The sequence below is a fragment of the Myceligenerans cantabricum genome, assembly GCF_054777735.1.
In genome coordinates, this window is record NZ_BAAHAJ010000001.1 from 1 (window position 1) to 23,962 (window position 23,962).

Annotated in this window: 19 protein-coding genes; 17 read left to right on the plus strand and 2 right to left on the minus strand. The window is 72.9% G+C overall.

Annotated features, from left to right (window positions below; translation table 11 throughout):
- The first annotated feature begins 180 nt into the window (after nucleotides 1-180).
- From gatC to ACYU96_RS00020, 4 genes are read left to right on the plus strand one after another with little or no spacing between them, the layout of a single operon-like run.
- The gene (gene gatC / locus ACYU96_RS00005; RefSeq protein WP_460747882.1) at nucleotides 181-477 is read left to right on the plus strand and encodes an Asp-tRNA(Asn)/Glu-tRNA(Gln) amidotransferase subunit GatC; all 297 of its coding nucleotides are present in this window, start codon (nucleotides 181-183) and stop codon (nucleotides 475-477) included.
- A 3-nt stretch (nucleotides 478-480) separates the two neighbouring features.
- The gene (gene gatA, locus ACYU96_RS00010; protein ID WP_460747885.1) at nucleotides 481-2,004 is read left to right on the plus strand and encodes an Asp-tRNA(Asn)/Glu-tRNA(Gln) amidotransferase subunit GatA; all 1,524 of its coding nucleotides are present in this window, start codon (nucleotides 481-483) and stop codon (nucleotides 2,002-2,004) included.
- Nucleotides 2,001-3,512 carry an Asp-tRNA(Asn)/Glu-tRNA(Gln) amidotransferase subunit GatB gene (gatB, locus tag ACYU96_RS00015; RefSeq protein ID WP_460747886.1) on the plus strand — a complete coding sequence of 504 codons (1,512 nt, stop codon included), beginning with the start codon at nucleotides 2,001-2,003 and terminating at the stop codon, nucleotides 3,510-3,512. Before gatA ends, gatB begins: the two co-directional genes overlap by 4 nt.
- A complete protein-coding gene (locus tag ACYU96_RS00020) occupies nucleotides 3,509-4,093 on the plus strand; it encodes a GNAT family N-acetyltransferase (RefSeq protein WP_460747888.1) in 585 nt (194 codons plus the stop codon). Before gatB ends, ACYU96_RS00020 begins: the two co-directional genes overlap by 4 nt.
- A gap of 10 nt (nucleotides 4,094-4,103) precedes the next feature.
- Here the strand turns inward: ACYU96_RS00020 and ACYU96_RS00025 are convergent, their stop codons facing one another.
- Nucleotides 4,104-4,640, minus strand: coding sequence for a DoxX family protein (locus ACYU96_RS00025; protein ID WP_460747889.1), 537 nt, complete (start codon nucleotides 4,638-4,640; stop codon nucleotides 4,104-4,106).
- A gap of 145 nt (nucleotides 4,641-4,785) precedes the next feature.
- On the opposite strand from ACYU96_RS00025, the gene ilvD reads away from it, so the two are divergent.
- The 7 genes from ilvD (at nucleotide 4,786) to ACYU96_RS00060 (ending at nucleotide 12,658) form a co-directional block, all read left to right on the plus strand.
- Nucleotides 4,786-6,648 carry a dihydroxy-acid dehydratase gene (gene ilvD / locus ACYU96_RS00030; RefSeq protein WP_460747892.1) on the plus strand — a complete coding sequence of 621 codons (1,863 nt, stop codon included), beginning with the start codon at nucleotides 4,786-4,788 and terminating at the stop codon, nucleotides 6,646-6,648.
- A 91-nt stretch (nucleotides 6,649-6,739) separates the two neighbouring features.
- Nucleotides 6,740-7,534, plus strand: coding sequence for an ABC transporter permease (locus ACYU96_RS00035; protein WP_460747893.1), 795 nt, complete (start codon nucleotides 6,740-6,742; stop codon nucleotides 7,532-7,534).
- Nucleotides 7,527-8,357: an ABC transporter permease gene (locus ACYU96_RS00040; RefSeq protein WP_460747895.1), complete on the plus strand. Its 831-nt coding sequence runs from the start codon at nucleotides 7,527-7,529 to the stop codon at nucleotides 8,355-8,357. Before ACYU96_RS00035 ends, ACYU96_RS00040 begins: the two co-directional genes overlap by 8 nt.
- On the plus strand, nucleotides 8,354-9,334 hold the full coding sequence (locus ACYU96_RS00045; RefSeq protein WP_460747896.1) for an ABC transporter ATP-binding protein: 981 nt from the start codon (nucleotides 8,354-8,356) through the stop codon (nucleotides 9,332-9,334). The genes ACYU96_RS00040 and ACYU96_RS00045 overlap by 4 nt, the downstream gene beginning before the upstream one ends.
- Nucleotides 9,335-9,411: 77 nt before the next feature.
- The gene (locus ACYU96_RS00050) at nucleotides 9,412-10,557 is read left to right on the plus strand and encodes a 3-oxoacyl-ACP synthase III family protein (RefSeq protein ID WP_460747899.1); all 1,146 of its coding nucleotides are present in this window, start codon (nucleotides 9,412-9,414) and stop codon (nucleotides 10,555-10,557) included.
- Nucleotides 10,554-11,360, plus strand: a complete 807-nt coding sequence (locus tag ACYU96_RS00055) for a glycosyltransferase (RefSeq protein WP_460747900.1) — start codon at nucleotides 10,554-10,556, stop codon at nucleotides 11,358-11,360. The genes ACYU96_RS00050 and ACYU96_RS00055 overlap by 4 nt, the downstream gene beginning before the upstream one ends.
- Entirely contained in the window at nucleotides 11,357-12,658 is a 1,302-nt protein-coding gene (locus ACYU96_RS00060; RefSeq protein WP_460747902.1) for a cytochrome P450, read from the plus strand. The genes ACYU96_RS00055 and ACYU96_RS00060 overlap by 4 nt, the downstream gene beginning before the upstream one ends.
- Nucleotides 12,659-12,761: 103 nt before the next feature.
- On the opposite strand, the gene ACYU96_RS00065 is transcribed toward ACYU96_RS00060, so the two are convergent.
- Nucleotides 12,762-14,708, minus strand: a complete 1,947-nt coding sequence (locus ACYU96_RS00065) for an HNH endonuclease signature motif containing protein (RefSeq protein ID WP_460747903.1) — start codon at nucleotides 14,706-14,708, stop codon at nucleotides 12,762-12,764.
- Between the two features lie 289 nt (nucleotides 14,709-14,997).
- Between ACYU96_RS00065 and ACYU96_RS00070 the strand changes: the two genes are divergently transcribed.
- The 6 genes from ACYU96_RS00070 to ilvN all read left to right on the plus strand — a co-directional run bounded on the left by ACYU96_RS00070 (nucleotide 14,998) and on the right by ilvN (nucleotide 23,905).
- Nucleotides 14,998-16,926: a class I adenylate-forming enzyme family protein gene (locus ACYU96_RS00070; protein WP_460747905.1), complete on the plus strand. Its 1,929-nt coding sequence runs from the start codon at nucleotides 14,998-15,000 to the stop codon at nucleotides 16,924-16,926.
- 160 nt (nucleotides 16,927-17,086) lie between these two features.
- On the plus strand, nucleotides 17,087-18,112 hold the full coding sequence (locus ACYU96_RS00075) for an NAD-dependent epimerase/dehydratase family protein (protein WP_460747906.1): 1,026 nt from the start codon (nucleotides 17,087-17,089) through the stop codon (nucleotides 18,110-18,112).
- Nucleotides 18,113-18,227: 115 nt separating this feature from the next.
- A complete protein-coding gene (locus ACYU96_RS00080) occupies nucleotides 18,228-20,462 on the plus strand; it encodes an ABC transporter ATP-binding protein (RefSeq protein ID WP_460747908.1) in 2,235 nt (744 codons plus the stop codon).
- Entirely contained in the window at nucleotides 20,463-21,251 is a 789-nt protein-coding gene (locus ACYU96_RS00085; protein WP_460747910.1) for a hypothetical protein, read from the plus strand.
- A 268-nt stretch (nucleotides 21,252-21,519) separates the two neighbouring features.
- On the plus strand, nucleotides 21,520-23,361 hold the full coding sequence (locus tag ACYU96_RS00090) for an acetolactate synthase large subunit (protein WP_460747911.1): 1,842 nt from the start codon (nucleotides 21,520-21,522) through the stop codon (nucleotides 23,359-23,361).
- Nucleotides 23,362-23,380: 19 nt separating this feature from the next.
- A complete protein-coding gene (gene ilvN, locus ACYU96_RS00095; protein ID WP_460747913.1) occupies nucleotides 23,381-23,905 on the plus strand; it encodes an acetolactate synthase small subunit in 525 nt (174 codons plus the stop codon).
- Nucleotides 23,906-23,962: the final 57 nt, after the last annotated feature.

Sequence of the window (23,962 nt, forward strand, 5' to 3'; positions counted from 1 at the left end):
GACGCCGCCGGACCCCACTTCACAGGAAGCCCTCAAACACCAGTTTGAGGGCTTCCTCCATTTACACACACGGGCCGAAGAGCCCCACACCCCACGGCGCGGGACGGCCCCGGCCCCTCGTGCTGATGTCACGCCGCTCGCCGGGTATCCCCGGCGAGCTTCGCTACTAGACTGGCGGCCATGTCCACCATCTCCCGAGACGAGGTCGCGCGCGTCGCCGGCCTGGCCCGGATCGACCTGCGTTCCGACGAGGTCGACCGTCTCGCCGGCGAGCTCGACGTGATCGTCGAGTCCATCGCCCGCGTGAGCCAGGTCGCCACTGCCGACGTCCCCGCGACGAGCCACCCGATCCCGCTCACGAACGTGTTCCGCGACGACGTCCCGCAGCAGCCGTTGCCGCAGCAGGACGTCCTGGCTGGGGCCCCGGAGCAGGAGGACGGCCGGTTCCTCGTCCCGCAGATTCTCGGCGAGGAGTAAGAGATGACCAGTGACATCACACGCCTGAGCGCGTCCGAGCTCGCCGCCGCCATCGTGGACGGCACCGTCTCCAGCGTCGAGGCTACGCAGGCCCACCTGGACCGCATCGCCGGCGTCGACGGCGACCTGCACTCGTTCCTGCACGTCAGCGCGGACGAGGCGCTCGCCACCGCGGCCGCCGTCGACTCGCGGCGCGCGGTCGGCGAGGAGCTCGGGCCGCTGGAGGGCGTGCCGATCGCCGTCAAGGACGTCGTCGTCACCAAGGGGCTGCCCACCACGGCGGGCTCGAAGATCCTCGAGGGCTGGGTCCCGCCCTACGACGCGACGCTCGTCGAGCGGATCAAGGCCGCCGGCCTGCCGATCCTCGGCAAGACCAACATGGACGAGTTCGCGATGGGTTCCTCCACCGAGCACTCGGCCTACGGCAACACGAAGAACCCGTGGGACCTCGAGCGCATCCCCGGCGGCTCCGGGGGCGGCTCGGCGGCCGCCGTCGCCGCGTTCGAGGCGCCCCTCGCGATCGGGACGGACACCGGCGGCTCGATCCGCCAGCCCGGCGCCGTCACGGGGACGGTCGGCGTGAAGCCCACCTACGGCGGGGTCTCACGGTACGGGCTCATCGCCATGGCGTCGTCGCTTGACCAGGCAGGCCCGGTCACGCGCACCGTCCTGGACGCCGCACTGCTGCACGAGCTGATCGGCGGCCACGACCCGCGCGACTCGACGTCGATCGCGGAGCCGGTGCCCGGGCTCGTCGAGGCGGCCCGCCAGGGCCGGGCCGGCGACCTGTCCGGGCTGCGGGTCGGAGTGGTGAAGGAGCTCTCGGGCGAGGGCTACCAGGAGGGCGTCAGCGCCCGCTTCGAGGAGTCGTTGCAGGCCCTGCGTGGCCTCGGCGCCGAGGTGGTCGAGGTCTCCTGCCCGCACTTCGTCTACGCGCTGGACGCGTACTACCTGATCATGCCGTCGGAGGCGTCGAGCAACCTCGCCAAGTTCGACGGGATGCGCTTCGGCCTCCGGGTCGAGCCCGCGGAGGGCGCCCCCACCGCCGAGCGTGTCATGGCGGCGACCCGCGGCGCCGGGTTCGGCGACGAGGTCAAGCGTCGCGTCATCCTCGGCACCTACGCGCTCAGCGCCGGGTACTACGACGCCTACTACGGCAGCGCGCAGAAGGTGCGCACGCTCGTGCAGCGCGACTTCACCGCCGCGTTCGAGCAGGCGGACGTCCTCGTGTCGCCGACGGCGCCCACCACGGCCTTCAAGTTCGGCGAGAAGCTCGACGACCCGCTGGCCATGTACCTCAACGACGTCGCGACCATCCCGGCCAACCTCGCCGGCGTGCCGGGCCTGTCCGTGCCGAACGGTCTGTCCGACGGGCTGCCCGTCGGTTTCCAGGTCCTCGCCCCTGCGAAGGCCGACGACCGCATGTACCGCGTGGGTGCCGCCCTCGAGGCGGCCCTCGAGACGACCTGGGGCGGCCCGCTGCTGGCCAAGGCCCCCGAGCTGAAGACCACGGAGCTGACCCGATGACCGCCGCACCGACCACCGCCCTCGTGGCCTACGACGACGCCGTGCGCCGGTACGACCCGGTGCTCGGCATCGAGGTGCACGTCGAGCTCGGCACGACGACGAAGATGTTCTGCGCGGCCGAGGTCGAGTTCGGTGGCGAGCCGAACACGCAGACCACTCCCGTGTCCCTGGGCCTGCCCGGCGCGCTGCCCGTGGTCAACGGCACCGCCGTCGAGTATGCGATCCGCATCGGCCTCGCGCTGAACTGCAGCATCGCGGAGTCCTGCCGGTTCGCCCGAAAGAACTACTTCTACCCGGACGTCCCGAAGAACTTCCAGACCTCGCAGTACGACGAGCCGATCGCGTACGAGGGCTGGATCGACGTCGAGCTCGAGGACGGAGCGGTCTTCCGCGTCGAGATCGAGCGCGCGCACATGGAGGAGGACGCGGGCAAGAACACCCACGTGGGCGGCGCGACCGGTCGTATCCACGGCGCGGAGTACAGCCTGGTCGACTACAACCGCGCCGGCATCCCGCTGGTGGAGATCGTCACCAAGCCGATCGAGGGCGCCGGCGAGCGCGCCCCCGAGGTGGCACGTGCCTACGTGCAGACCCTGCGCGACATCTTCCGCGCGCTCGACGTCTCCGAGGCCCGGATGGAGCGCGGCAACGTCCGCGCGGACGTGAACGTCTCCCTGCGCCCCACCGCCGAGTCGCCGCTCGGCACCCGCACCGAGACGAAGAACGTCAACTCGTTCCGGTCGATCGAGCGGACGGTGCGGCACGAGATCTCCCGTCAGGCCGCGGTGCTCGACGCCGCCGGCACGATCGTCCAGGAGACGCGGCACTGGCACGAGGACACCGGTATCACCACGTCGGGCCGCGTGAAGTCGGACGCGGAGGACTACCGCTACTTCCCCGAGCCGGACCTCGTCCCCGTCACGCCGAGCCGCGAGTGGGTCGAGGAGATCCGCACCACGCTGCCCGAGATGCCGGTGGAGCGCCGTCGTCGGCTGCAGGGCGAGTGGGGGTACGCCGACGCCGAGATGCGCGACGTCGTCAACGCCGGCGCCATCGAGCTCATCGAAGCGACGGTCGCCGGGGGCACGACCCCCGCCGGCGCCCGCAAGTGGTGGATGGGCGAGCTCGCCCGCCGTGCCAAGCAGGACGACGTCGCCCTCGCGACCATGGCCGTCACGCCCGCCCAGATCGCCGAGCTGGAGCAGCTCATCGCGGCCGGGAAGATCAACGACAAGCTGGCTCGCCAGGTGCTCGACGGCGTGCTCGCGGGCGAGGGCGACCCGGGCGCCGTCGTGCAGGCGCGGGGGCTGGCCGTGGTGTCCGACGACGGCGCGCTGCTCGCCGCCGTCGACGAGGCGCTCGCCGCGCAGCCCGACGTCGTGGAGAAGGTCCGGGGCGGCAACCAGGGCCCCGTGGGCGCGATCATCGGCGCGGTGATGAAGGCGACGAAGGGACAGGCGGACGCGAAGCGCGTGCGCGAGCTCGTGCTGGAGCGGATCGGACAGTGACCAGGGGGCCGGTGCTGCACGGCGAGCTGGTGCGCCTGCGGCCGATCGAACCGCGTGACGCGGACCGTCTCTGGGAGGCGGTCCAGGACCCGGAGGGCATGCGCCTGACCGGGACGACGACGACCTTCACGCGCGAGCAGATCGACAAGTGGGCGGCCGTCGTCTCGGACCGCCCCGGCCGGTTCGACTGGGCGGTCGTCCCCGCGGCGATGCGCGACGGCGTCCCCGTCAGCGACGAGCTGATCGGCGAGATCGTGCTGAACGGCATCGACCCGGAGGCACGGTCCGCGAACCTGCGGCTGCAGATGCTGACGAACTACCGCGGCCGCGGGTACGGCCGCGAGGCGATCGAGGAGGTGCTCCGTTTCGCCTTCGTCGGCGCGCCGGAGCACCCCGGGCCCCGGCTCCACCGGGTCGGTCTCGACGTGCTGAGCATCAATCCGCGGGCCAAGGCGCTCTACGAGTCCCTGGGCTTCCGTGAGGAGGGGCGTCTGCGCGACGTGTACCCGGACGGCGACACGTGGTCGGACGCGTACGTGATGAGCGTCCTGGAGGACGAGTTCGCGGACTCCGCCGACTGACGGCCCGCCGTCAGCGGAGCCACGTCCGGGCGCCCGGGATCCCTGACGCCGCCCAGGCGCTCCCGAAGCCCCACGTGTCGCCGGCGCGGGTGGCGGCGAGCGTCGCGAGCAGGGCCGCGTAGACGAGGTGGGTGTCGACGAGCGGGTTGTTCGACCCGGGCGCGAAGTTCCAGGCCGACAGCCAGAGCATCAGCATGATGAGCCCACCGGCCGCCGCGGCCAGCCGCAGCCCGATGCCGAGCAGCAGGGCGATGCCGGTGCCGGCCATCCCGGCCATGAAGAGGACGTCGGAGACGGGGTTCGCGAGCCCCGCGAAGAAGCCGCCCAGCGGCCCGTCGATGTGCCCCAGGTAGCCCGAGGTGGGGGACTTCCCGGTGGTGAGCCACCCGGCGTCGCCGGGCGTGGCATAGCCGAGGCCGAACGCCTTGTCGAGCGGCGGCCAGAGGAAGACGGCCGCCAGGAGCAGGCGACACGTGGCGAGGAGTCGGGCCACGGGCGTGGCGGTGCGGGCCCGTGCGGTCACTGGTGCGGTGTCAGTGGTGGTCATGGCCCGCATCATAGATTTATCACAAGGTGTTAAAGGTGGGTCATGAAACGATTACGTATCCTGTCGTCGGCGGTACTCTCACCGACCGCTGTCCGCACTGTGACCTGGCACGTCCGGTCCCCGGACCCGGGACTATCGTGAGCGCATGAGTCGTCCGCTGCGATCACGTACCTCCACGCACGGCCGGAACATGGCCGGTGCCCGCGCCCTGTGGCGCGCCACCGGTATGGGTTCGGAGGACTTCGGCAAGCCGATCATCGCGATCGCGAACTCGTACACGCAGTTCGTGCCGGGCCACGTGCACCTCAAGGACATGGGCGACCTCGTGGCGGGAGCCGTGCGCGAGGCCGGCGGCGTGGCCAAGGAGTTCAACACGATCGCCGTCGACGACGGCATCGCGATGGGCCACGGCGGCATGCTCTACTCGCTCCCGAGCCGCGACCTCATCGCCGACTCGGTGGAGTACATGGTCAACGCGCACACCGCCGACGCGCTGGTGTGCATCTCGAACTGCGACAAGATCACGCCCGGCATGCTCAACGCGGCGCTGCGGCTGAACATCCCGGCGGTCTTCGTCTCTGGCGGGCCGATGGAGGCGGGCAAGGCGGTCGTGGCCGACGGCGTCGCCAAGACGCCCCTCAACCTCATCAACGCGATCAACTACGCGGCCGACGACGACGTGGACGACGCCGCGCTCGGTCTGGTCGAGGAGAACGCCTGCCCCACGTGCGGGTCGTGCTCCGGCATGTTCACGGCGAACTCGATGAACTGCCTCACCGAGGCGCTCGGGCTGTCGCTGCCGGGCAACGGGTCGACGCTCGCCACGCACGCCGCGCGCAAGGACCTGTTCCTCAACGCGGGCCGCACCGTCGTCGACCTGGCACGTCGCTTCTACGAGGACGAGGACGACACCGCCGCGCCACGCGGGATCGCGACGAAGGACGCGTTCATGAACGCGATGGCGCTCGACGTCGCGATGGGCGGCTCCACGAACACGGTGCTGCACGTCCTCGCCGCCGCCCAGGAGGCCGAGGTCGACTTCACCCTCGCCGACATCGAGGAGCTCAGCCGCCACGTACCGTGCCTGAGCAAGGTCGCGCCCAACCACCCGGACTACCACATGGAGGACGTGCACCGGGCGGGCGGCATCCCCGCGCTGCTCGGCGAGCTGGACCGGGCCGGGCTCCTGGCCCGCGAGGTCACCACCGTGCACACCCCGACCCTGCGCGAGTGGCTCGACGACTGGGACATCCGCAGCGGCAAGACCACCGACGCCGCGCTCGAGCTGTTCCACGCGGCGCCGGGCGGCGTGCGGACCACGAAGGCGTTCTCGACGGCGAACCGCTGGGAGTCGCTCGACACCGACGCCGCCGACGGCTGCATCCGCGACATCGAGCACGCGTACACCGTCGAAGGCGGTCTCGCGGTGCTGCGCGGGAACATCGCCGAGGACGGCGCCGTGTTCAAGACGGCCGGCGTGGACCCGGACGTGTTCCGGTTCAGCGGCCGCGCGCTGGTGTGCGAGTCGCAGGAGGAGGCCGTGGACAAGATCCTGTCCAAGCAGGTCGAGCCCGGCCACGTCGTGGTGGTGCGGTACGAGGGCCCGGCCGGCGGTCCCGGCATGCAGGAGATGCTGTACCCGACGTCGTTCATCAAGGGACGGGGCCTCGGCAAGCAGGTCGCACTGATCACCGACGGGCGGTTCTCCGGCGGGTCGTCGGGCATCTCCGTGGGGCACGTCTCGCCGGAGGCGGCCGCGGGCGGCACGATCGGCCTGGTCGAGGACGGCGACACGATCTCCATCGACGTCGAGGCGCGGTCCCTCGTGCTCGACGTGCCGGACGACGTGCTCGCGGAGCGGCGCTCCAAGATGGAGTCGTCCGAGCGTCCGTGGCAGCCGAAGGCGCGCGACCGGTACGTGTCGGCGGCGCTCCGCGCCTACGCGGCGCTCGCCACCAGTGCGGACAAGGGCGCGGTGCGGGACCTCACCCGGCTCCCGGCGCGCTGACGGCCCCGGAGGCTCCCGGTGCGGACCGGCGGACCGCCGGCCCGATAAATCACGAGACCCGCGGCAAGGACTCCGGTACTGTCTCGCGCTTGTGCGCGTCTACACCAGGATCCTCGCCGCGGGCTTCCGCACCCAGTCGCGCTATCTGCCCGCCGCTGTTGCCGGGCTGCTCGCGAACGCGACGTTCGGGCTGCTCAAGTCCGGGATCCTGCTGACGCTCGTGGGCGACGGTGGCGGCCGGGTCGACGGCTACACCGCCGGGACGATGGCCGCCTACGTCTGGCTCAGCCAAGGGCTGCTCGGGTCCGTGAACATCTGGTCCCTGCCCCGGACCGCGCACCGCATCAAGTCCGGCGACATCGCCGTCGACTTCCTGCGGCCCGTGGACGTGCAGCTCGCGAGCATCGCCGACGACGTCGGCCGCGGCCTGTTCGCGCTGCTCCCGCGCGGTCTCCCGAGCATGGCCGTGGGCGTGCTCCTGGTCGGGATGACGATGCCGGACGAAGGGCTGCCCTATGTGCTCGGTGCCGTGAGCCTGCTGCTCGGGATCATCTTGTCGCACTCGCTGGTCTACCTGCTCGGCACGGCCGGCTTCTGGCTCGTCGAGGTCCGCGGGCTGCAGGTGCTGTACATGGGCCTGGCCGGGCTGCTGACGGGTCTCATCACGCCGGTCTGGCTGTTCCCCGACTGGCTCCAGGCGATCGCGGTCGCCACCCCCTTCCCGGCGGTGATGATGTACCCGATCGACGTGCTCAGCGGGCGGACCACGGGCGGCGACGCGGTGTGGCTGATCGCCGCGCAGGCGGGCTGGCTCGCGCTCGCGCTCGCGGCGGGCCGGGTCACGACGCGGCTCGGGCGGAGCAGGCTGGAGGTGCAGGGTGGGTGAGGCGGTGCGCGACCGCGTGGGCGAGGCACTGCGGCCGTACCGGGCCGTGCTGGCCTCGCGGATCCGCGCCCAGCGCGCCTACCGCACGAGCTTCCGGGCCGACCTGGTCGGCACCGCGGTGGTCGGGCTGACCGAGATGGCCGAGGTGGTCGTGCTCTTCACCGCGGCGAACGGCACGCTGGGCGGCCTCGACCTGAAGCAGGCGCTCCTCGTGTTCGCGCTGGCCGAGCTCGCGTTCTCGAACGCGGACATGGTGTTCGGGCACGTGGACAACCTCGCCGAGCAGGTCCGCGCCGGGACCGTCGACATCCTGTACCTCCGGCCGCAGCCGCTGCTCGCGCAGCTCGTCACCAGCGACATCAGCCTGCGGCGGGCGGGACGGTCGGCGCTCGCCGTCGTCGTCCTCGCCGGGGCGCTCGCGGCGAACGACATCGCCTGGGGCCTGGACGCCGTCGTCCTGCTGCCGATGTCGCTGGTGTGCGGCTTCGCGATCTTCTGCGCGAACTTCGTCGCCGCGGGCGGGATGCAGTTCTTCCTGCTCAACGCCCAGGAGGTGACGAACGCGTTCGTGTACGGCGGGCGGCACGCGTCCACGCAGCCGGCCACGGTGTGGCTGCGGAGCATCACGGTGATCTTCGGGTTCGTGTTCCCGATGGCGTTCTGCGCGTACCTGCCCACGATGCTGCTGCTCGACCGGCCGGGCGCGGAGTGGCTGCCCGCGTGGCTCGGCTGGTTCTCGCCCGTGGCCGCCGCGTGGGCGTGGACCGTGGCACTGCTCGCGTGGCGCGCGGGCGTACGGCACTACCAAGGAGGCGGAGGATGAGCGGGACGACGGACGCGATCGTGGACGTGCGGGGCCTGACCCGCGACTTCCGGGTGCGCGACGGGCTGAAGATGCGGCGCCTGACCGCCGTCGACGACATGACCTGGAACATCGCGCCGGGCGAGGCGGTCGGGTACATCGGCGCCAACGGAGCCGGGAAGTCCACCACGATCAAGATGCTGGCCGGGATCCTCGTGCCGACCCGTGGAGAGGTCGCCACGTGCGGGCTCCGGCCCGTCAAGGACCGGCGGCGGCTCGCGCGGCGGATCGGCGTCGTGTTCGGGCAGCGGTCACAGCTGTGGTGGGACCTGCCGGTGCGGGAGTCGTTCGGGATCCTCGCCGCGATCCACTCGCTGCCGCGGGTCGAGGAGCGGGCCAGGACCGCCGAGCTCGTCGAGACGCTCGACATGGGCGAGTACCTGGCCACGCCCGTGCGGCAGCTGTCGCTCGGGCAGCGGATGCGGGCCGAGGTGGCGGCCGCCCTGCTGCACCGGCCCGAGCTGCTGATCCTCGACGAGCCGACCATCGGCCTCGACGTGCTGTCCAAGCAGCGGCTGCGCGAGTTCCTCGTGCGAGAGCGCCGGGAGCACGGGACGACGCTGCTGCTGACCACGCACGACATGGGCGACGTCGAGCGGCTGTGCGGGCGGGTCCTCGTGGTGGACCACGGACGGCTCGCCTACGACGGGACGATCGACGGGCTCGCCCGGACCGTGGGAGCGGAGCGGGTGCTCGTCGTGGACCTCGCCGAGCCCTGCGCGGACCTGTCGGTACCGGGCGCGCGGCACCTGAGCAGCGAGGGCGACGGTCTGCGCCAGCACCTGGCGTTCGACCCGGGGACGACGACGGCGGCCCGCGTGCTCGCGGCCGTCTCGGAGCGTGCCGGGGTGCTGGACCTGACGATCGCGGAGCCGGAGATCGAGGACGTGGTCCGGCGGATCTACGAGCGGGCCGCGCGGACCACACGAGGAGCGTGATCCGGTCGCCGGCGCGCATCCGGACGCCGCCCCGGACGTTCGTGAGCCGTGCCGGTGCGGGTCGCTACCGTGTGCGGGTGCCGACTGACATCACGGCCGCTGCCGAGACCTCGGCCGCCGTCGTCCCCGAGCCGTCGCAGCCTGTCGCCAGGGTTGCCGGCGTGGCCGTCCATCTGCCCGGGACGACGCGCGACGTCGCCGAGGCGGAGCGGGACCTGCACCGGCGGAACCCGGAGATCGCGCCGCAGGTCCCGCTGGTCTCCCGGCTCACCGGCGTGCGGACCGTGCACGTGGCAGCCCCGGACGAGCAGGCCTCGGACCTGGCGGTGGCGGCCGCGCGGGAGGTGCTCGACGGCGCGGGACGGACGGCGTCGGACATCGACCTGCTGATCTTCGCATCGGCTTCGCAGGACATGGTCGAGCCCGCGACCGCGCACATCACAGCCGCCAGGCTGGGGGCGTCGTGCCCGGTGATGGATGTGAAGAACGCCTGCAACTCCGTGCTCAACGGGATGGAGGTGGCCGAGGCGCTGATCGGTACCGGACGGTACCGGCGGGTCCTGGTCGCGTGCGGCGAGATGCCGAGCCGCGGGGTGCGGTGGGACGTGCCGGACCGCGCGACGTACGCGCTCTCCGCGCCCGGGTACACGATGTCCGACGCCGGTGCGGCGGTGCTGGTCGAGGCGGTGGGAGCCGGGCGCAGGGCTGCCGGAGCCGGCCGGGGCGGGGCCGGTGACCTGGACGCCGAGCTCGCGGACCTGGCCCGCGCGGCGCCGTCGGGCATCCTGGCCTCGGCGTTCACGGCGGCGTCGCACCACTGGGACGTGGGGATGCTGCCGGGTGGCGGGACGTTCAACCCGCGCGACCCGGAGCGCAGCTACTTCGAGATCGACGGCTCGCGGCTGCGCGAGGCGTTCCTGGAGCTCGGGCCGGACGTGGTCGTCGAGGCGATGTCCAAGGCGCGCGTGACGTGGGACGACGTCGGCTTCGTGGCGGTGCACCAGGTGGCGGTGGCCTCCCTGGACGACGTGTTCGGGAGCCTCGGCGTGCCGCGGGACCGCACGCTCGTGACCGTCAGCGAGCACGGCAACGTGGCGTCGGCGACACTGCCGCTCCAGCTGAGCCTCGCCGAGCAGGACGGGCGGCTGCGACGTGGGGACGTGGTGCTGCTGGTCGGGCTGGCCGGCGGGATCAGCATGGGCGCGATGGTGGTGCGGTGGTGAGCGCGGGGCAGGCGGGGACTGCGCCGTCCGGCCGGGCCGCGGGGCGGCTCGCCGTCGTCGTCCCGGCGTTGAACGAGGCGCACGAGCACGGGATCGCCGCGACGCTCGAGGCGCTGCACGCGCAGGAGGACGACGACTTCGACCTGGTCGTGGTGGACAACGGGTCCACGGACGGGACCGCCGACCTGGTGCGCAGGACGATCACGGAGCTCGGGCGCGGGGAGCGGTGGCGAGTCGTGGACGAGGCGGAGAAGGGGACCGGCGCGGCCGCGGACACCGGGATGCGCACGGCCGCCGCGGCGGGTGCCACGCTGCTGGCGCGGACGGACGCGGACTGCCTGCCCCCGCCCGGGTGGACGCGTGCGGTACGGGCGGCGTTCGGGCAGGGCGACGAGCTGATCGCGGGGCGGCTCGTGCCGCGCACGGACGACCGGAAGGTGTCGCGGCTCCAGCAGTCGGCGCTGGCCGGCGTGGTGTGGCTGGCGAGCACGTTCGGCAAGTTGCGGCCCGGGAACCGGGACGACGGGTACCTCGGGCCGTACGTCATGGCGCCCGGCTGCAACATGGCGATCACCGCCGACCTGTACGAGCGGGCGGGCGGCTTCCCGCGGACCAGGATCGAGGACCTGCACGAGGACCGCGCACTGGTCAACGCGGTGCGGCGGCTGACCGGCGCCTACGGGGAGCATCGGGACGTGTGGGTACGGGCCTCGACGCGGCGCGTGCACGCCTGGGGCGTGGTGCGGACGCTCGCCTGGTACGCGGACCACCGGTACCGGCCCGACGTGGTGGACATCCGGTGACGTCACGGCGGACGTCCGTACGCCCGGGAGCCGTTCCTGGCGAGGCCGCCTGGGAGGAGCGCGTCCAGCGGGCCGCGCACCCGGTCGCGTACCCGGTGCTGCGGGCGTTGCGGCGCCGGGCGGTGGTGCGGGTTCCGCGGGTCGGGGTGGTGGTGAACGACGCCGCGGTCGCGCGCGGGGTGCTGCTCGACGTGGAGCGGTTCTCGAAGGTGGGGCCGGGCTCGCCGTCGGACCTGTGGACGCCGGTCCTCGGGCCATCCGTGCTGCTGAACATGGAGGGCGCGGAGCACGCGGCGCTGCGGCGGGCGCTCGGGCCGATCTTCGCGCCGCGGGCGGTGCGGGAGCTTGTCGGGGTGGGGGGTGATGGCGGTGCGGGCGAGGCGGGGAGCGAGCCTGGCGTGGTCGGGGACGAGCAAGGCGGAGTGCTGCGGGAGCTGGCGGCACGGCTGGCGCGCGGGGAGACCGTGGACCTGGCCGAAGCCGTCACCGCGCAGGCCGGCGTCGTGATCTGCGGTCTCGTGGGGCTGCCGCCCACGGACGCCGCGGTGGGGAGATCGATGGCGGCGGCCCGGGCGGTGACGGGCATGGTGCGGCTCCACCGTCGTGGGCTCACGACCTCGCAGGCGGCGCACGCGCGACGCGTGCTGGAGGAGCTGACCGCGCCCGCGCGTGACGCGTACCGCGCGGGCGACGAGTCGACGGTGCCCGGGCGGATGCGCGGGCTCGGGCTGTCGGAGCGTGAGGCGATGGGCGCGGTCGGGGCGTTCGTGCTGACCGGGACGGAGACGATCCAGTCGCTCGTGCCACGCCTGCTGGCGATCGCACACGACACGGGGTGGCTGGGGAGGCTGCTCCGGGGCGACGGCGAACTGCGCCGCCGTGTCGTCGAGGAGGCGTTGCGCGTGACCGTGCCGACCCCGGCGATGCTGCGCTCGGTGCGGGCGGACGCCGTCGTCGGCGGAGAGCGGGTCCGGGCCGGAGACCGTGTCGTGATCGCCACCGTGAACTGCTGCCGCGCGGCGGGCGGCTTCGACCCGGACCGCGCCGTCGAGCCGGCCGTACGGCACCTGTGGTTCGGCGCGGGCCCGCACTTCTGCCTCGGGATGCCGCTGGCGATGGCGCAGGTGGAGGCGGTACTGGATGCGCTGACGCCGCTCGTCGAGGTGGGTCGTGAGGCGGCGACGGGTGACGGGCCGGTGGTGGGCGGCGGGCTGACGGTAGGGAGGCGGTGGCCCGCGCGTGGTGTGCTCGTGCCGGCCTATCGGCGGCTTGAGCTCACGTTTGCGCGGACGCTGTAGCAGGCGAGGTCGCGCACGCCTCGACGCCGTAGTGACGTGCACGTGCTCGCTTCTGCTCTGTACGGCGGGTTGCGCTGTCCTCCGGCCGATGAGCCTCGGCCGGTCAGAAGGGTGGCGGTCCGGTTGCAGAGCGGGAGTGGTGGTCGGCAGGGCTCGATGGCCGGGCGAGTGTCAGGCCGTGGGTGAGGCCGTAGCGGACGGTGGGGTCGACGATGGTGGGTGCGACGGTGGTGGTGCTGCCGGTGGGCGCGGTCCAGCGGGTGGCTCCGGTGCGGGGGTCTCGGGTGACTTTCCAGTGGGCGTGGGTCTTGAGGTTGTGATGTCTGCGGCACAGGGCGTGCAGGTTGTCTGCGCGGGTCTGGCCGGGTTCGTCGGGGCGGTAGTGGTGGTCCTTGTCGTAGGGGTCGATGTGGTCCAGGTCGACCGTGGCTCGGTTTCCGGTGTGGGTGGGGCGGTGGCAGCCGGGGAATCGGCAGGTCTGGTCCCGGGTGGCCACGGCGGCGCGCAGGGTGGCTGCGGGGGTGTAGGTGCGGGTGGAGTAGTCGGTGAGGATGCCGGTGGCCGGGTCGGTCAGCAGGCGCCGCCAGGTGGCGTCGGCGGCGATGTGTGCGGCGTGGTCGGCCGGGATGGGGCCGATGCCTTCCAGGACGCCCGGAGTCATGTCGTCCGGGTCCAGGAGCACCGAGGCGGGCACGGTCACGTGCACGGTCGCGGGCACCTCGATGACCCGCACCCGCACACCCGCGGCCGCTGCGACAGCATCCGGCACATCGCGCCCGCTGCTGCTGCCGTCGTCGCTGGCACTGCAGGTGTTGTTCCCGGGTGAAAGGACGGGTGCGGGGCCGGTCAGTGCCGTCCCCGACGGGGCGTCGGGGATCGGGATCAGGTCGGTGTCCAGGACGGGCTCGACCAGGCGCGGCGGCTCGACCGAGCTTCCAGCGCCGACACCGACACCGACACCGACACCGTCGCCGTCGTCCTCGTTGTCGTCATCGGTGCCGGGTAGGACGAGGTCGCCGGTGACCAGCGCGGTGAAGGCCGCGGCTCGGAGGGCACCCAGGGGGCGGCTCTCGCCGGGGACGTTCTTCAGGGCCTTGGCGGCGGCCTGGACGGCGTTGAACGTCTTGGCCGTGTCCAGGACCGGTAGGTCCGCCACGATCCTGCCCTGCGCGGGCCCTGCCTGCTCGGCCCACACGTTGCACCGCTCCACCACGTCCCGCTGCCGCGCCTTCCTGCCGTGCAGCGTGGCAGCACGCGCGTTCATCTGCTCACTGACCCACCGCCACGTACGGGCGGGGGCGTGGGGGAGCAGGTCGCTGATCGCCGCACCTCGTTCGGCCACGCTCAGCCGTGCACCGGCGCGCAGGAACGTGTCCGCCTTACGTACATCGACCCGCCCCGCAGCCAACGCACCGGCCAGGTCCGGGTACAGGCTCAAACCCTCACCTCGCACCGCGACCTGCCACCCCTCGGACGTCGTCACCCCCAGCTCCCCGGCGATCTCACCCGCTACCGAGTCCCGGCACAGCGGACCATCGGTACGCGCCATCAGCTCGGCCCCCGCCCGCGCCTGGCCTGCCCGCGCCCAGGACACCAACCGCTCCCACCCCGCGACCACCCGCCGCAGCTCGTCCTCGCCCAGCAGGTCAAGGGCCTGCGGTCCATCCACCGCGTGAGCGTCCACCACACCCACCTCGTCCGGGCGACCGAACCCGGTCAGGTCCCTCAAGGCACCCGCCAGCGACGCGCCCCCGGCCAACCGCGCCGCGTCCTCCAGCAGCAGCCGCGGCAGGTCGACGACCGCACCCACCGCACCACCCGGCCGACGCGCGACACCCACGGCCTCAGCGGCGCCCACGGTCCCGACGCCGTACGGGTTCGTCGCCAGGATCGCAGCCAGCTCCTCCTCGGTGTGCTCCGGAGGCAGTACCGGCAGACCGAGCTCGTCCACCACCTCCACGTCGTCGAAGCCACCGCCGTCCCACCCGGCGGGCACGACGCCGCAGGGCCGGGCATGCCCGGCGCCGTCGTCGAACATCGCACCACCCATCAGACAACACCTCTCCTGAGCTGGTCCGACCGAGCCGACCTCGATCGCTGACGTGTTCGATCCTATGCATGCAGAATGCCTATCGCCATGGCTGTATCGAATCTGTGGATAACCCGCCTGGAGCGCAAGAATGCGAGATGATCGTGCCGCAGGACCGATCACCGAGCAGACGCTGGACTCGTAGCCAGGCTCACCGAGCCGGCCGGAGGCACAGCACAGGACAAGGGGGTGCATGGACGTGAGCGGCCGGCTGTCGCACATCCACCGGGCTCGGCTACGTTCGGCTCCCATGGACCCAGGGCACACGTTCGTCGACGGCCTTCTGACGTCGGTCGCTGACGGGACGATCGACCCGCGTGGCGTCGCGCTGCGCTGGTTCGGCGACCGGTTCCCGGGTGCTCGTGGTGCAGGGCGCGGGTCCCGTGTGCGCGAGGAGGTCACGTTCGCGGCGTTGGCGAAGCGTGTCGAGCACACTGCCGCCGGGCTACGAGCCGCCGGGCTGCGGCCCGGCGACCGCGTGCTGTTCAGCATCCGGCCGCGCCCGGAAGGCGTCGTCCTCTGCCTCGCGGTGATCCACGCGGGTGGCTCGATCGTGTTCGTCGACCCGGGCTCGACCCCGGAGCTCTTCGGGGCGCGCCTGGCCGCCGCGGCTCCTCGCTGGGCGGCGACCGAGGCGTTGCTGTACGCGGCGTCGTCGGGGCCGCTGGCTCGTGTGGCTCGAAGCCGTGGACTGCTCCTGCCGAACTACGGTCGCCTTCCGGTGCGGCACCTGTACGCGGGACGGTGGCTCCCGGGCGTTCCACCCGCCGCCCGCCGGATCAGCGCTCTCGCCGGTGGCCGGGAGGCAGGCGTGGTCGAGCGTGCCGGGAGTCCGGGCGGCGGGCTCGGTGGGGACAGCGCCTCGACGGGAGCGGCTTCCGTGAAGGAGGGACCGGCGGGCGGGCGGCGAGGTGGTCGCGATGGCGCTGAGGCTCTGGTCGTCTTCACGTCGGGCACGACCGCGGACCCGAAGGCCGTCGTACACACCACTGCCTCGCTCGCCGGCATGCTCCGCCTGTTCTCCCAGGTAGGAGACCTGCAGGCGCGGCAGCTCGCCCACACCGACCAGCTTTTCCTCGGGCTGCCCGCGCTCCTGGCGGGTGCTGTGTGGGAGATCCCTGCCCGCACGCCCGCCGCCGACCCGGCCGCGTTCAGGCGAGGGATCGCGGGTGCGGACTCGTCGTTCGCGGTGCCTGCCGACGTCACCGCCCTCCTGGACGAGATCGAGAAGGACCAGCGGCGCCCAGGAAGCTCCGGCGGACCGGACGGTTCGGAGGGATCGGAGGGATCGGCGCGTCGCGGGTCCGGGACCGACCCTGGGGCGGGCCCGCGAGTGATGGCGGTCGGCGCCGCGCCCGTCACTCCCGCCCTGATGGAGCGTGCCACCCGAGTACTGCCCGGAACTCGGTGGATCTGCGTGTACGGGGCGACCGAGATGCTGCCCGCGGCCATGGTCGACGGGGACGTCAAGGTCGCCGCGGGACGTGTCGTGCCCGCGGTGGACGCCGACGCCGACGCCGACGCTCGGCCGGCCGGTGACCTCGTCGGCTTCCCGCTCGACGGCGTCACGGCGCGCATCGACGCCCCGGACGACGACGGTGTCGGCGAGCTGGTGCTCTCGGGCCCGTCACTCATGGCCGGCTACCTCAGCGACCTCGACGCGGGCCGCCCATCCGCCACCGAGCACCGCACCGGCGACCTGGCCAGGGCTGACGCCGACGGGCGCCTCGTCCTGGTCGGGCGCACCCGCGACATGATCATCCGGGGCACGGTGAACATCTACCCCGGCCTGTTCGAACCACTCATCCGGGCCTTGCCCGGCGTGGGTGAGGCACTGATGGTCGGCATCCCGAGAGACGACGGCGACGAACGGCTCGCCCTCGTCCTCGTCGCGGATCGGGACTCCGGAGACGCCGCGCGGACGGGGGAGGGTCACCGGTCACCGTCGTCGGGCACCGTCGAGCTCGCGGAGAGCACCACGCTCGTCCGCGCGACGGAGCCGCGCCTCGCCGGGGTGGTCGATCACGGCGCGCTGCCCGACCTGGTCGTCGAGGCGTCGCACGTGCCGCTCGCGGGGCGGTCGCGGAAGCCGGATCGGGGTGCCCTCGCCGCCGCGGCGGCGCCGCTCCTGCGGAAGACGACACGTGGGGGGCGAGCCGGTGCAGGAGCCGGCTCCTGAGGAGGCGGCGGGCTCGTGACCGACAGATTCCCGGGGCGAAGCGGGCCCCGTCGTAGGACGCCGTTCGGTACGAGGACGCCCTGCGACCGTAACGCGCTGGTGCTGGCACAGAGGCGGGCCCTGTGACGAAGCCGGACATCTTGGAACGGTACGGTGCGCCTTGGCAGGTCCGCGGCCGGAGAACGGGGAGCAGCGCATGCGGGTGGTGGTGACCGGAGCGTCGGGGTTCGTCGGGGGTGCCGTCGTGCGTGACCTGGCCGCGCGGGGGCACGAGGTGCTCGCGTGCTCGCGCCGCGTGCCCGCAGACCTGCCCGACGGCGTCCGGCACCTGCACTGGGACCTGCGCCACGGGCCTCTCGAAGGGCGGGCCCACCCGGGCGACGCGGACGCCGTCGTGCACTGTGCGGCGGCGGTCGGGGACGGCGGGTCCCAGGCCGCGGCCTGGGTGGTGAACGTCGAGGGGACGCGCGCGGTCCGCGCGACGTTCGGCAAGGCACGGTTCGTGCAGATCTCCTCGGGCAGCGTGTACGACCCGACGACGCCGAGCCTGCGCGCCCGCGAGGACGAGGGGCCGACGGCGGAGCCGGGCGTCCTGCCGTTCCGCTACCTGAACGCCTACGGGGCCACGAAGGCCGCGGCCGAGCGCCTGCTCGCCCTCGACGCCGCCGCACCGGACCGGGGGCCCGTCGTCGTGCTGCGCCCGCACGCCGTGTACGGGCCGGGGGACACGACCCTGCTGCCGCGGCTCGAGGCCTCGCTGGTCGGACAGCGCTGGCTGCCCCTGCCCGGCGGGGGCACGACACTGCACCACCTCACGCACGTCGACACGCTCGCGGCATCCGTGCACGCGGCGCTGACGGCAGACCTCGCGCCCGAGGTCGCCGCCGGGCAGCCGCTCGTCGCCAACGTCGCGGACGCCGCGCCGGTGGTGCTGCGTCAGGTCCTCGAGCTGCTGATGCTCGCGCGGGGCAGGCAAGTGCGGGTGGTGCCCGTGCCGGAGCGGGCGTCGCTCCGCGCCGCGCGGGCCGCCGAGCGGCTCGCAGCGCTGACGGGCACGGAGCCGCGCCTGTCCCGCTACGCGCTGAGCCATCTCGCCATGGAGCGCACCTACGACCTCACCGTGCTCCGCGACCGGCTCGGTGTGGATCCGCCGGAGACATCGATCCTCGGGGCGGGGTTCTGGTAGGGACGATGCTCGCGCCGCTGTCGCCGTCAGGTCGCCCGCTGTCACGTCGCTCGCCGCGCGGTCGCACTGGCGCCCCCGCAACTCGGGCGTATCGGGTATGCCCTACCCTGTCCGGGTGAACGCCGCCGACAAGCCACGGGCTGCCGCCGTCGAGACGCTCGGTCTGCGGAAGACGTACACCGGTGTCCGTGGCCGGTCGGCCGCCGTCGACGGTCTCGATCTGAAGGTGCCCGCGCGGGGCCTGCACGTCCTGCTCGGACCGGCCAAGGCCGGGAAGTCCACCGTCCTGCGGCTCCTGCTCGGCCTGGCCCACGCCGACGGGGGCGCGGCGAAGCTGCTGGGCGTCGCGGTGCCCGACGTCGGACGCGAGCTGTCCGGACGGGTCGGTGCGGTGGTCGGCGAACCAGGGTTCCTCGACCGGCTGAGCGGACGTCGCAACCTCCTGATGCACCCGGCCACCACGAACAAGGCCCAGGTTGACTTCGTGCTCAAGCAGGCCGGTCTCGCGAACGTCGCCCGGGACGCCGTCGGCTCGTACTCACCGGGTGCGCGCCGTCGGCTCGCGCTCGCCGCGGGACTGCTGCCCGGCCCCGACCTGCTCATCGCCGACGACCCGACCCGCGGGCTCGACAGCGCCGGGACCAGCGAAGTACGCACCCTCCTGCGCAAGATCGCCGACCGCGGTCCTGCCGTCCTCATGACCACCGACGTCCTCGCCGAGGCGCAGCAGCTCGCTGACACCGTCACCGTCCTGTCCGGTGGGCGGGCGCTCGCGCACGGGCAGGCCGCCGACGTCATCGGGGAGGTCGCCACGGCCGTGCGGCTGCGGGTGGACGACGGCGATCGCGCCGTCGTCGAGCTGCGGGCGGCTGGATTCCAGGCGCACCGGTACGGCGATCTCGTCGTGGCGGACGGTGTCGACGAGCCCGCCGCCGTGACCCGCGCCCTGGCGCGGAAGAAGCTGTACGTCACGGAGATGAGCACGCGCCGGGAGTCGCTGGAATCCCTGGTGCACCGCCTCACGCCCGCGCCGGAGCCCGAGCCCGCCCGGCCGAGCCGTGCCGAGGAGCGGGCCGCGCGCAGGGAGGCCGAGCGGAAGGCCGCCGAGAAGAAGAAGGCCGCCGCGCAGCGCAGAGCCGACAAGGAGACGGCCGCGAAGAAGGCGGCCGAGGAGAAGGCGGTGGCGGAGCGGAAGGCCGCCGAGGAGAAGGCGGAGGCGGAGCGACGGGCTGCGCAGGAGCAGGCCGAGGCAGGACGCAGGGCGGCGAAGGAACTGACGGACGCCGACCGCTCTGCCGCCGCGGAGCGCAAGGTGGAGGAGAAGACCGCGCGGAAGGCGGCCGCGAAGGCGAAACGGCCGAAGACGGGGAGCACCGTGGCCGCGGCGGGAGTCGCAGCGGTAGCCGGGGCAGACGCCGCCCGGACTGCGCCGGGAACCAAGGCGAGGCCCGAGGGGACAGCGGCTGACGCAGCACCGTCGGCGACGCCCGAGGCGGACGAGAAGCCCGACCGTGCGGCCCGTCGGCAGGAGCGAGCCGCGAGAAAGCGGGAGCAGCGGGACGAGAAGGAGCTCGCCAAGCTCCTGGCGGCCGAGGAACGTGAGAACGCCAAGCAGTCCAAGCGTGACGAGAAGCAGGCCAGGAAGGACGAGCGAGAGCTCGCGACGCTGCTCCGGGCCGAGGAGAAGGAGAAGGCCAGAGCCGCGGCGAAGGCCGACGACGAGCAGTCGCCCGCGGTGGGGGCGACGCCCGCTCGGACTCCGAAGCCCGGGCCGCCACCCAGGAGGACTCCGGGTCAGGGACCTTCCTCGAAGAAGCCCGAGCGTCCCGCGGGGAAGACGCCCGAACCGGCCCGAACGGCCGGGGACGAGACCGCCGCCGACACGCCGATGTCGAAGCGACAGCAGCGCAAGGCCGAGTTCGACGCCAAGGTCGCCGAGAAGCAGTCGGCCTACGACGCTCGTGTCCTCGCCCGTGCGCAGGCCGCCGCCGAGAAGGAAGAGGCGCGGCTGGCCAAGGAGGAGGAGCGCCTGGCGCGGCTGGAGGAGAAAGAGGCTGCCCGCCAGGCGAAAGGCGATCAGAAGCAGGCACGGCTCGACGAGAAGCCCGCGAAGGCCGAGCAGGCCGCGACGCAGGGTTCCGATCACGGCTCCCGTACCGGCAGGGCCAAGGCCCTGCTCGGAGCTCGTGCGGCCGAGACCCTCGGCGGATCCACCGCGGAGCACGACAAGTCGGCCACCGCCGCCGACGATCCGGACCGGCCCGACACCGCGCCGGACGACCCCCCAGGGGACGCCGCGCCGCACCGGCCCGGAACCTCGGGCAAGAAGAAGCGCAAGGAGAGGGCGTAGATGCGTCTGCTGTCCAAGGAGCTGCTGCGGTTCGTCGCCCGTCCCGTCAGCTGGTGGGTGGCTGCGGGGATGCTCGTGTACGTCGTCACCGTGGTCGTCCTGTCCGCCTTCACCCGGCTGGGCCCGGAGCTCGCCGAGTCCGCCGCCGCCGGTACCGCGGCCGCGGAGGTCGCGCCCTACGCCCTCGTCCCGGTGCTGCTCGCGGCCGTCTCCGGAGCCCTCCTGGTGGCCGGGCCGGCCGGCGAGCTGCGCGCGCTCCTCACCGTCGAGCCCCGCCGCGACCACGTGTTCCGGACCAAGACCGTCGCGGCCGGGCTCGCGGTGCTCCCGGGCGTCGCGGTCGCGTACGCGCTGCTCGCCGCGGGCCTGTGGGGCGTCGCCGTCACGGCCGGAGACCAGGGCGATCCGGGGACGACGACGGACGTGGCCGCGCTCGCGGCACAGCTCGCCTGGTCCGGGGTGCGGCTGCTGGCGCTCGCGGTCTGCGCGGCGGCGACCGGGGCGGCGACCGGGGCGGTGCTGGGGCGCTGGTGGACGGCGATCCCGGTGCTGCTCGGGGCACTGGCCGGGATCGAGGCGGGCCTTGCCTGGCTGGGCGCCGAGCGCTGGTCGGTGCTGACCAACGCCCGCGCGTGGGCCGCGGGACCGGCCGGCGGTGGCCTGCCCGTCGGCGAGGCGTGGGGCGCAGCGGTCGGTCCGTGGTGGCTGGGCGGTCTGCTCCTGCTGGCCGCCGCCGCGGCCGTCGTCGCCCTCGGACTGCTGCTCTTCCGCCGCCGCGAGCTCCGGTGACGGGGGCCCGTACCAGGCCCGACGCGGGCCACATCTCGGATCGTGGGATGTTCGGCTCGGCAGGTGACACGGCCGTCATTTCGGCGTAACGTGCGTCACGTGCAGACGATTCTTGTAGTACTTCTTCCCGAGCGCGCGGACTGACGCCACTCGCAGGCTTCGTCAGCGCGCTCGCCCCTCGCCTGTCGTCCACGGACGACCGAGGGGTTTCTTGTTGTCCGAAACATCCGCAGGCACCCTTCACGGGGCGCGACGGCAGGAGACAGAAATGACCGCCACACCGACACCGGCCCAGCTCGCGGCGCGCGCCGAGGCGCGTGAGCAGGTACGCGCGGACCTTCGCGCCAAGGCTGTCACCACCGAGGAGGTGACCGGGGCGGAGTCGATCGTCCGGTCCCTCGAGGAGGTCGGTGCCGAGGTCATCTTCGGGATCCCGGGTGGCACGATCCTTCCTGCGTACGACCCGCTCATGGACAGCAAGCGGCTCCGGCACGTCCTCGTGCGGCACGAGCAGGGCGGTGGCCACGCGGCGTCGGGCTACGCGCACGCCACCGGGAAGGTGGGCGTCACCATGGCGACGTCGGGCCCGGGAGCGACGAACCTGGTCACCCCGCTGGCCGACGCGCACATGGACTCCATCCCCCTGGTGGCGATCACCGGGCAGGTGGCCGCGGCCGCCATCGGGACGGACTCCTTCCAGGAGGCGGACATCGTGGGGATCACGATGCCCATCACCAAGCACTCCTTCCTCATCACCGACCCGGCCGAGATCCCGCGCACGGTCGCGGAGGCGTTCCACATCGCCTCGACAGGGCGTCCCGGGCCGGTGCTGATCGACATCGCCAAGTCGGCCCAGCAGGAGAGGACCACGTTCAGCTGGCCGCAGGACCTCGCCCTGCCGGGCTACCACCCGGTGACGAAGCCGCATGCCAAGCAGATCCGCGAGGCGGCGAAGCTGCTGGCCACGGCCCGGCGCCCGGTGCTGTACGTGGGCGGCGGCGTGGTCCGGGCCGGTGCCTCCGAGCTGCTGCGCAAGCTGGTGGACCTGTCCGGCGCCCCCGTGGTGACCACGCTCATGGCTCGCGGGGCCGTCCCCGACTCGCACCCGCAGAACCTCGGGATGCCGGGCATGCACGGCACCGTCCCGGCGGTGGCCGCGCTGCAGAAGGCGGACGTGATCTTCGCGCTCGGTGCCCGGTTCGACGACCGTGTCACGGGCAAGCTCGCGTCGTTCGCGCCGCGTGCCGCCGTCATCCACGCCGACATCGACCCCGCGGAGATCGGCAAGAACCGTGCCGTGGACGTGCCGATCGTCGGCGACCTGCGCGAGGTGATCGGCGACCTCCTGCCCGAGCTCGCCAAGGAGCACGAGTCGAGCGGCCGGCCGGACCTGGAGGGCTGGTGGCGTCAGGTCGACGGCTGGCGCGAGACCTACCCGCTCGGCTACACCGAGACCGCCGACGGTCACCTCGCCCCGCACCACGTGATCCAGCGGCTCGGCGAGATGGCCGGGCCCGAGGCGGTCTACGTCGGCGGCGTCGGCCAGCACCAGATGTGGGCCGCGCAGTTCATCAAGTACGAGCACCCGCGCACCTGGATCAACTCCGGCGGCCTCGGCACGATGGGCTACTCGGTGCCCGCGGCGATGGGCGCCAAGGTGGGCCGGCCGGACGCCGAGGTCTGGGCCATCGACGGCGACGGCTGCTTCCAGATGACCAACCAGGAGCTCGCGACCTGCACGATCAACGACATCCCGATCAAGGTGGCGGTGATCAACAACTCGTCGCTCGGCATGGTGCGGCAGTGGCAGACGCTCTTCTACAACGAGCGTTACTCCAACACCGACCTGCACACGGGCCACGACACGGTGCGCATCCCGGACTTCGTGACCCTCGCCGAGGCCTACGGCTGCGTGGGCATCCGCGTGGAGAAGCCCTCCGAGGTGGACGCCGCGATCAAGCGGGCGCGGGAGATCGACGACCGCCCCGTGGTCGTGGACTTCAACGTCTCGCGCGACGCGATGGTGTGGCCCATGGTCGCCGCCGGCGTCAGCAACGACGACATCCAGTACGCGCGCGGCATCTCGCCGGCGTGGGACCGTGAAGACTGAGGGCGAGGACCTGAGAACAATGAGCCGTCACACCCTTTCCGTCCTGGTGGAGAACGAGCCCGGCGTGCTGACGCGCGTCGCCGGCCTGTTCGCCCGCCGCGCGTTCAACATCCACTCCCTCGCCGTGGGACCCACGGAGCACGAGGAGATCTCCCGCATCACCGTCGTGGTCGACGTGGACGAGCACCCCCTCGAACAGGTGACGAAGCAGCTCAACAAGCTGGTGCAGGTCGTCAAGATCGTCGAGCTCGACCCCGAGTCGTCCGTGCAGCGCGAGTTGCTGCTCGTCAAGGTGCGGGCCGACGCCGCCTCGCGGTCCGGCGTGCTCGAGGTGGTCGAGCTGTTCCGGGCGCACGTCGTCGACGTGACGCCGGACGCCGTCGTCGTCGAGGCGACCGGTACCGACGCGAAGCTGAACGCCTTGCTCGCGGCGCTGGAACCGTACGGGGTCCGCGAGATCGTCAAGTCCGGGACCCTGGCCATCGGCCGTGGGCCCCGGTCCATCACCGACCGCGCGCTGGAGCGCGTGGTGCGGTCAGCGTGAGTCCGGCCCCGTCCCGAGACCGGCCGCAGAGACTTCTGCAGAATCCCCATCAATCAA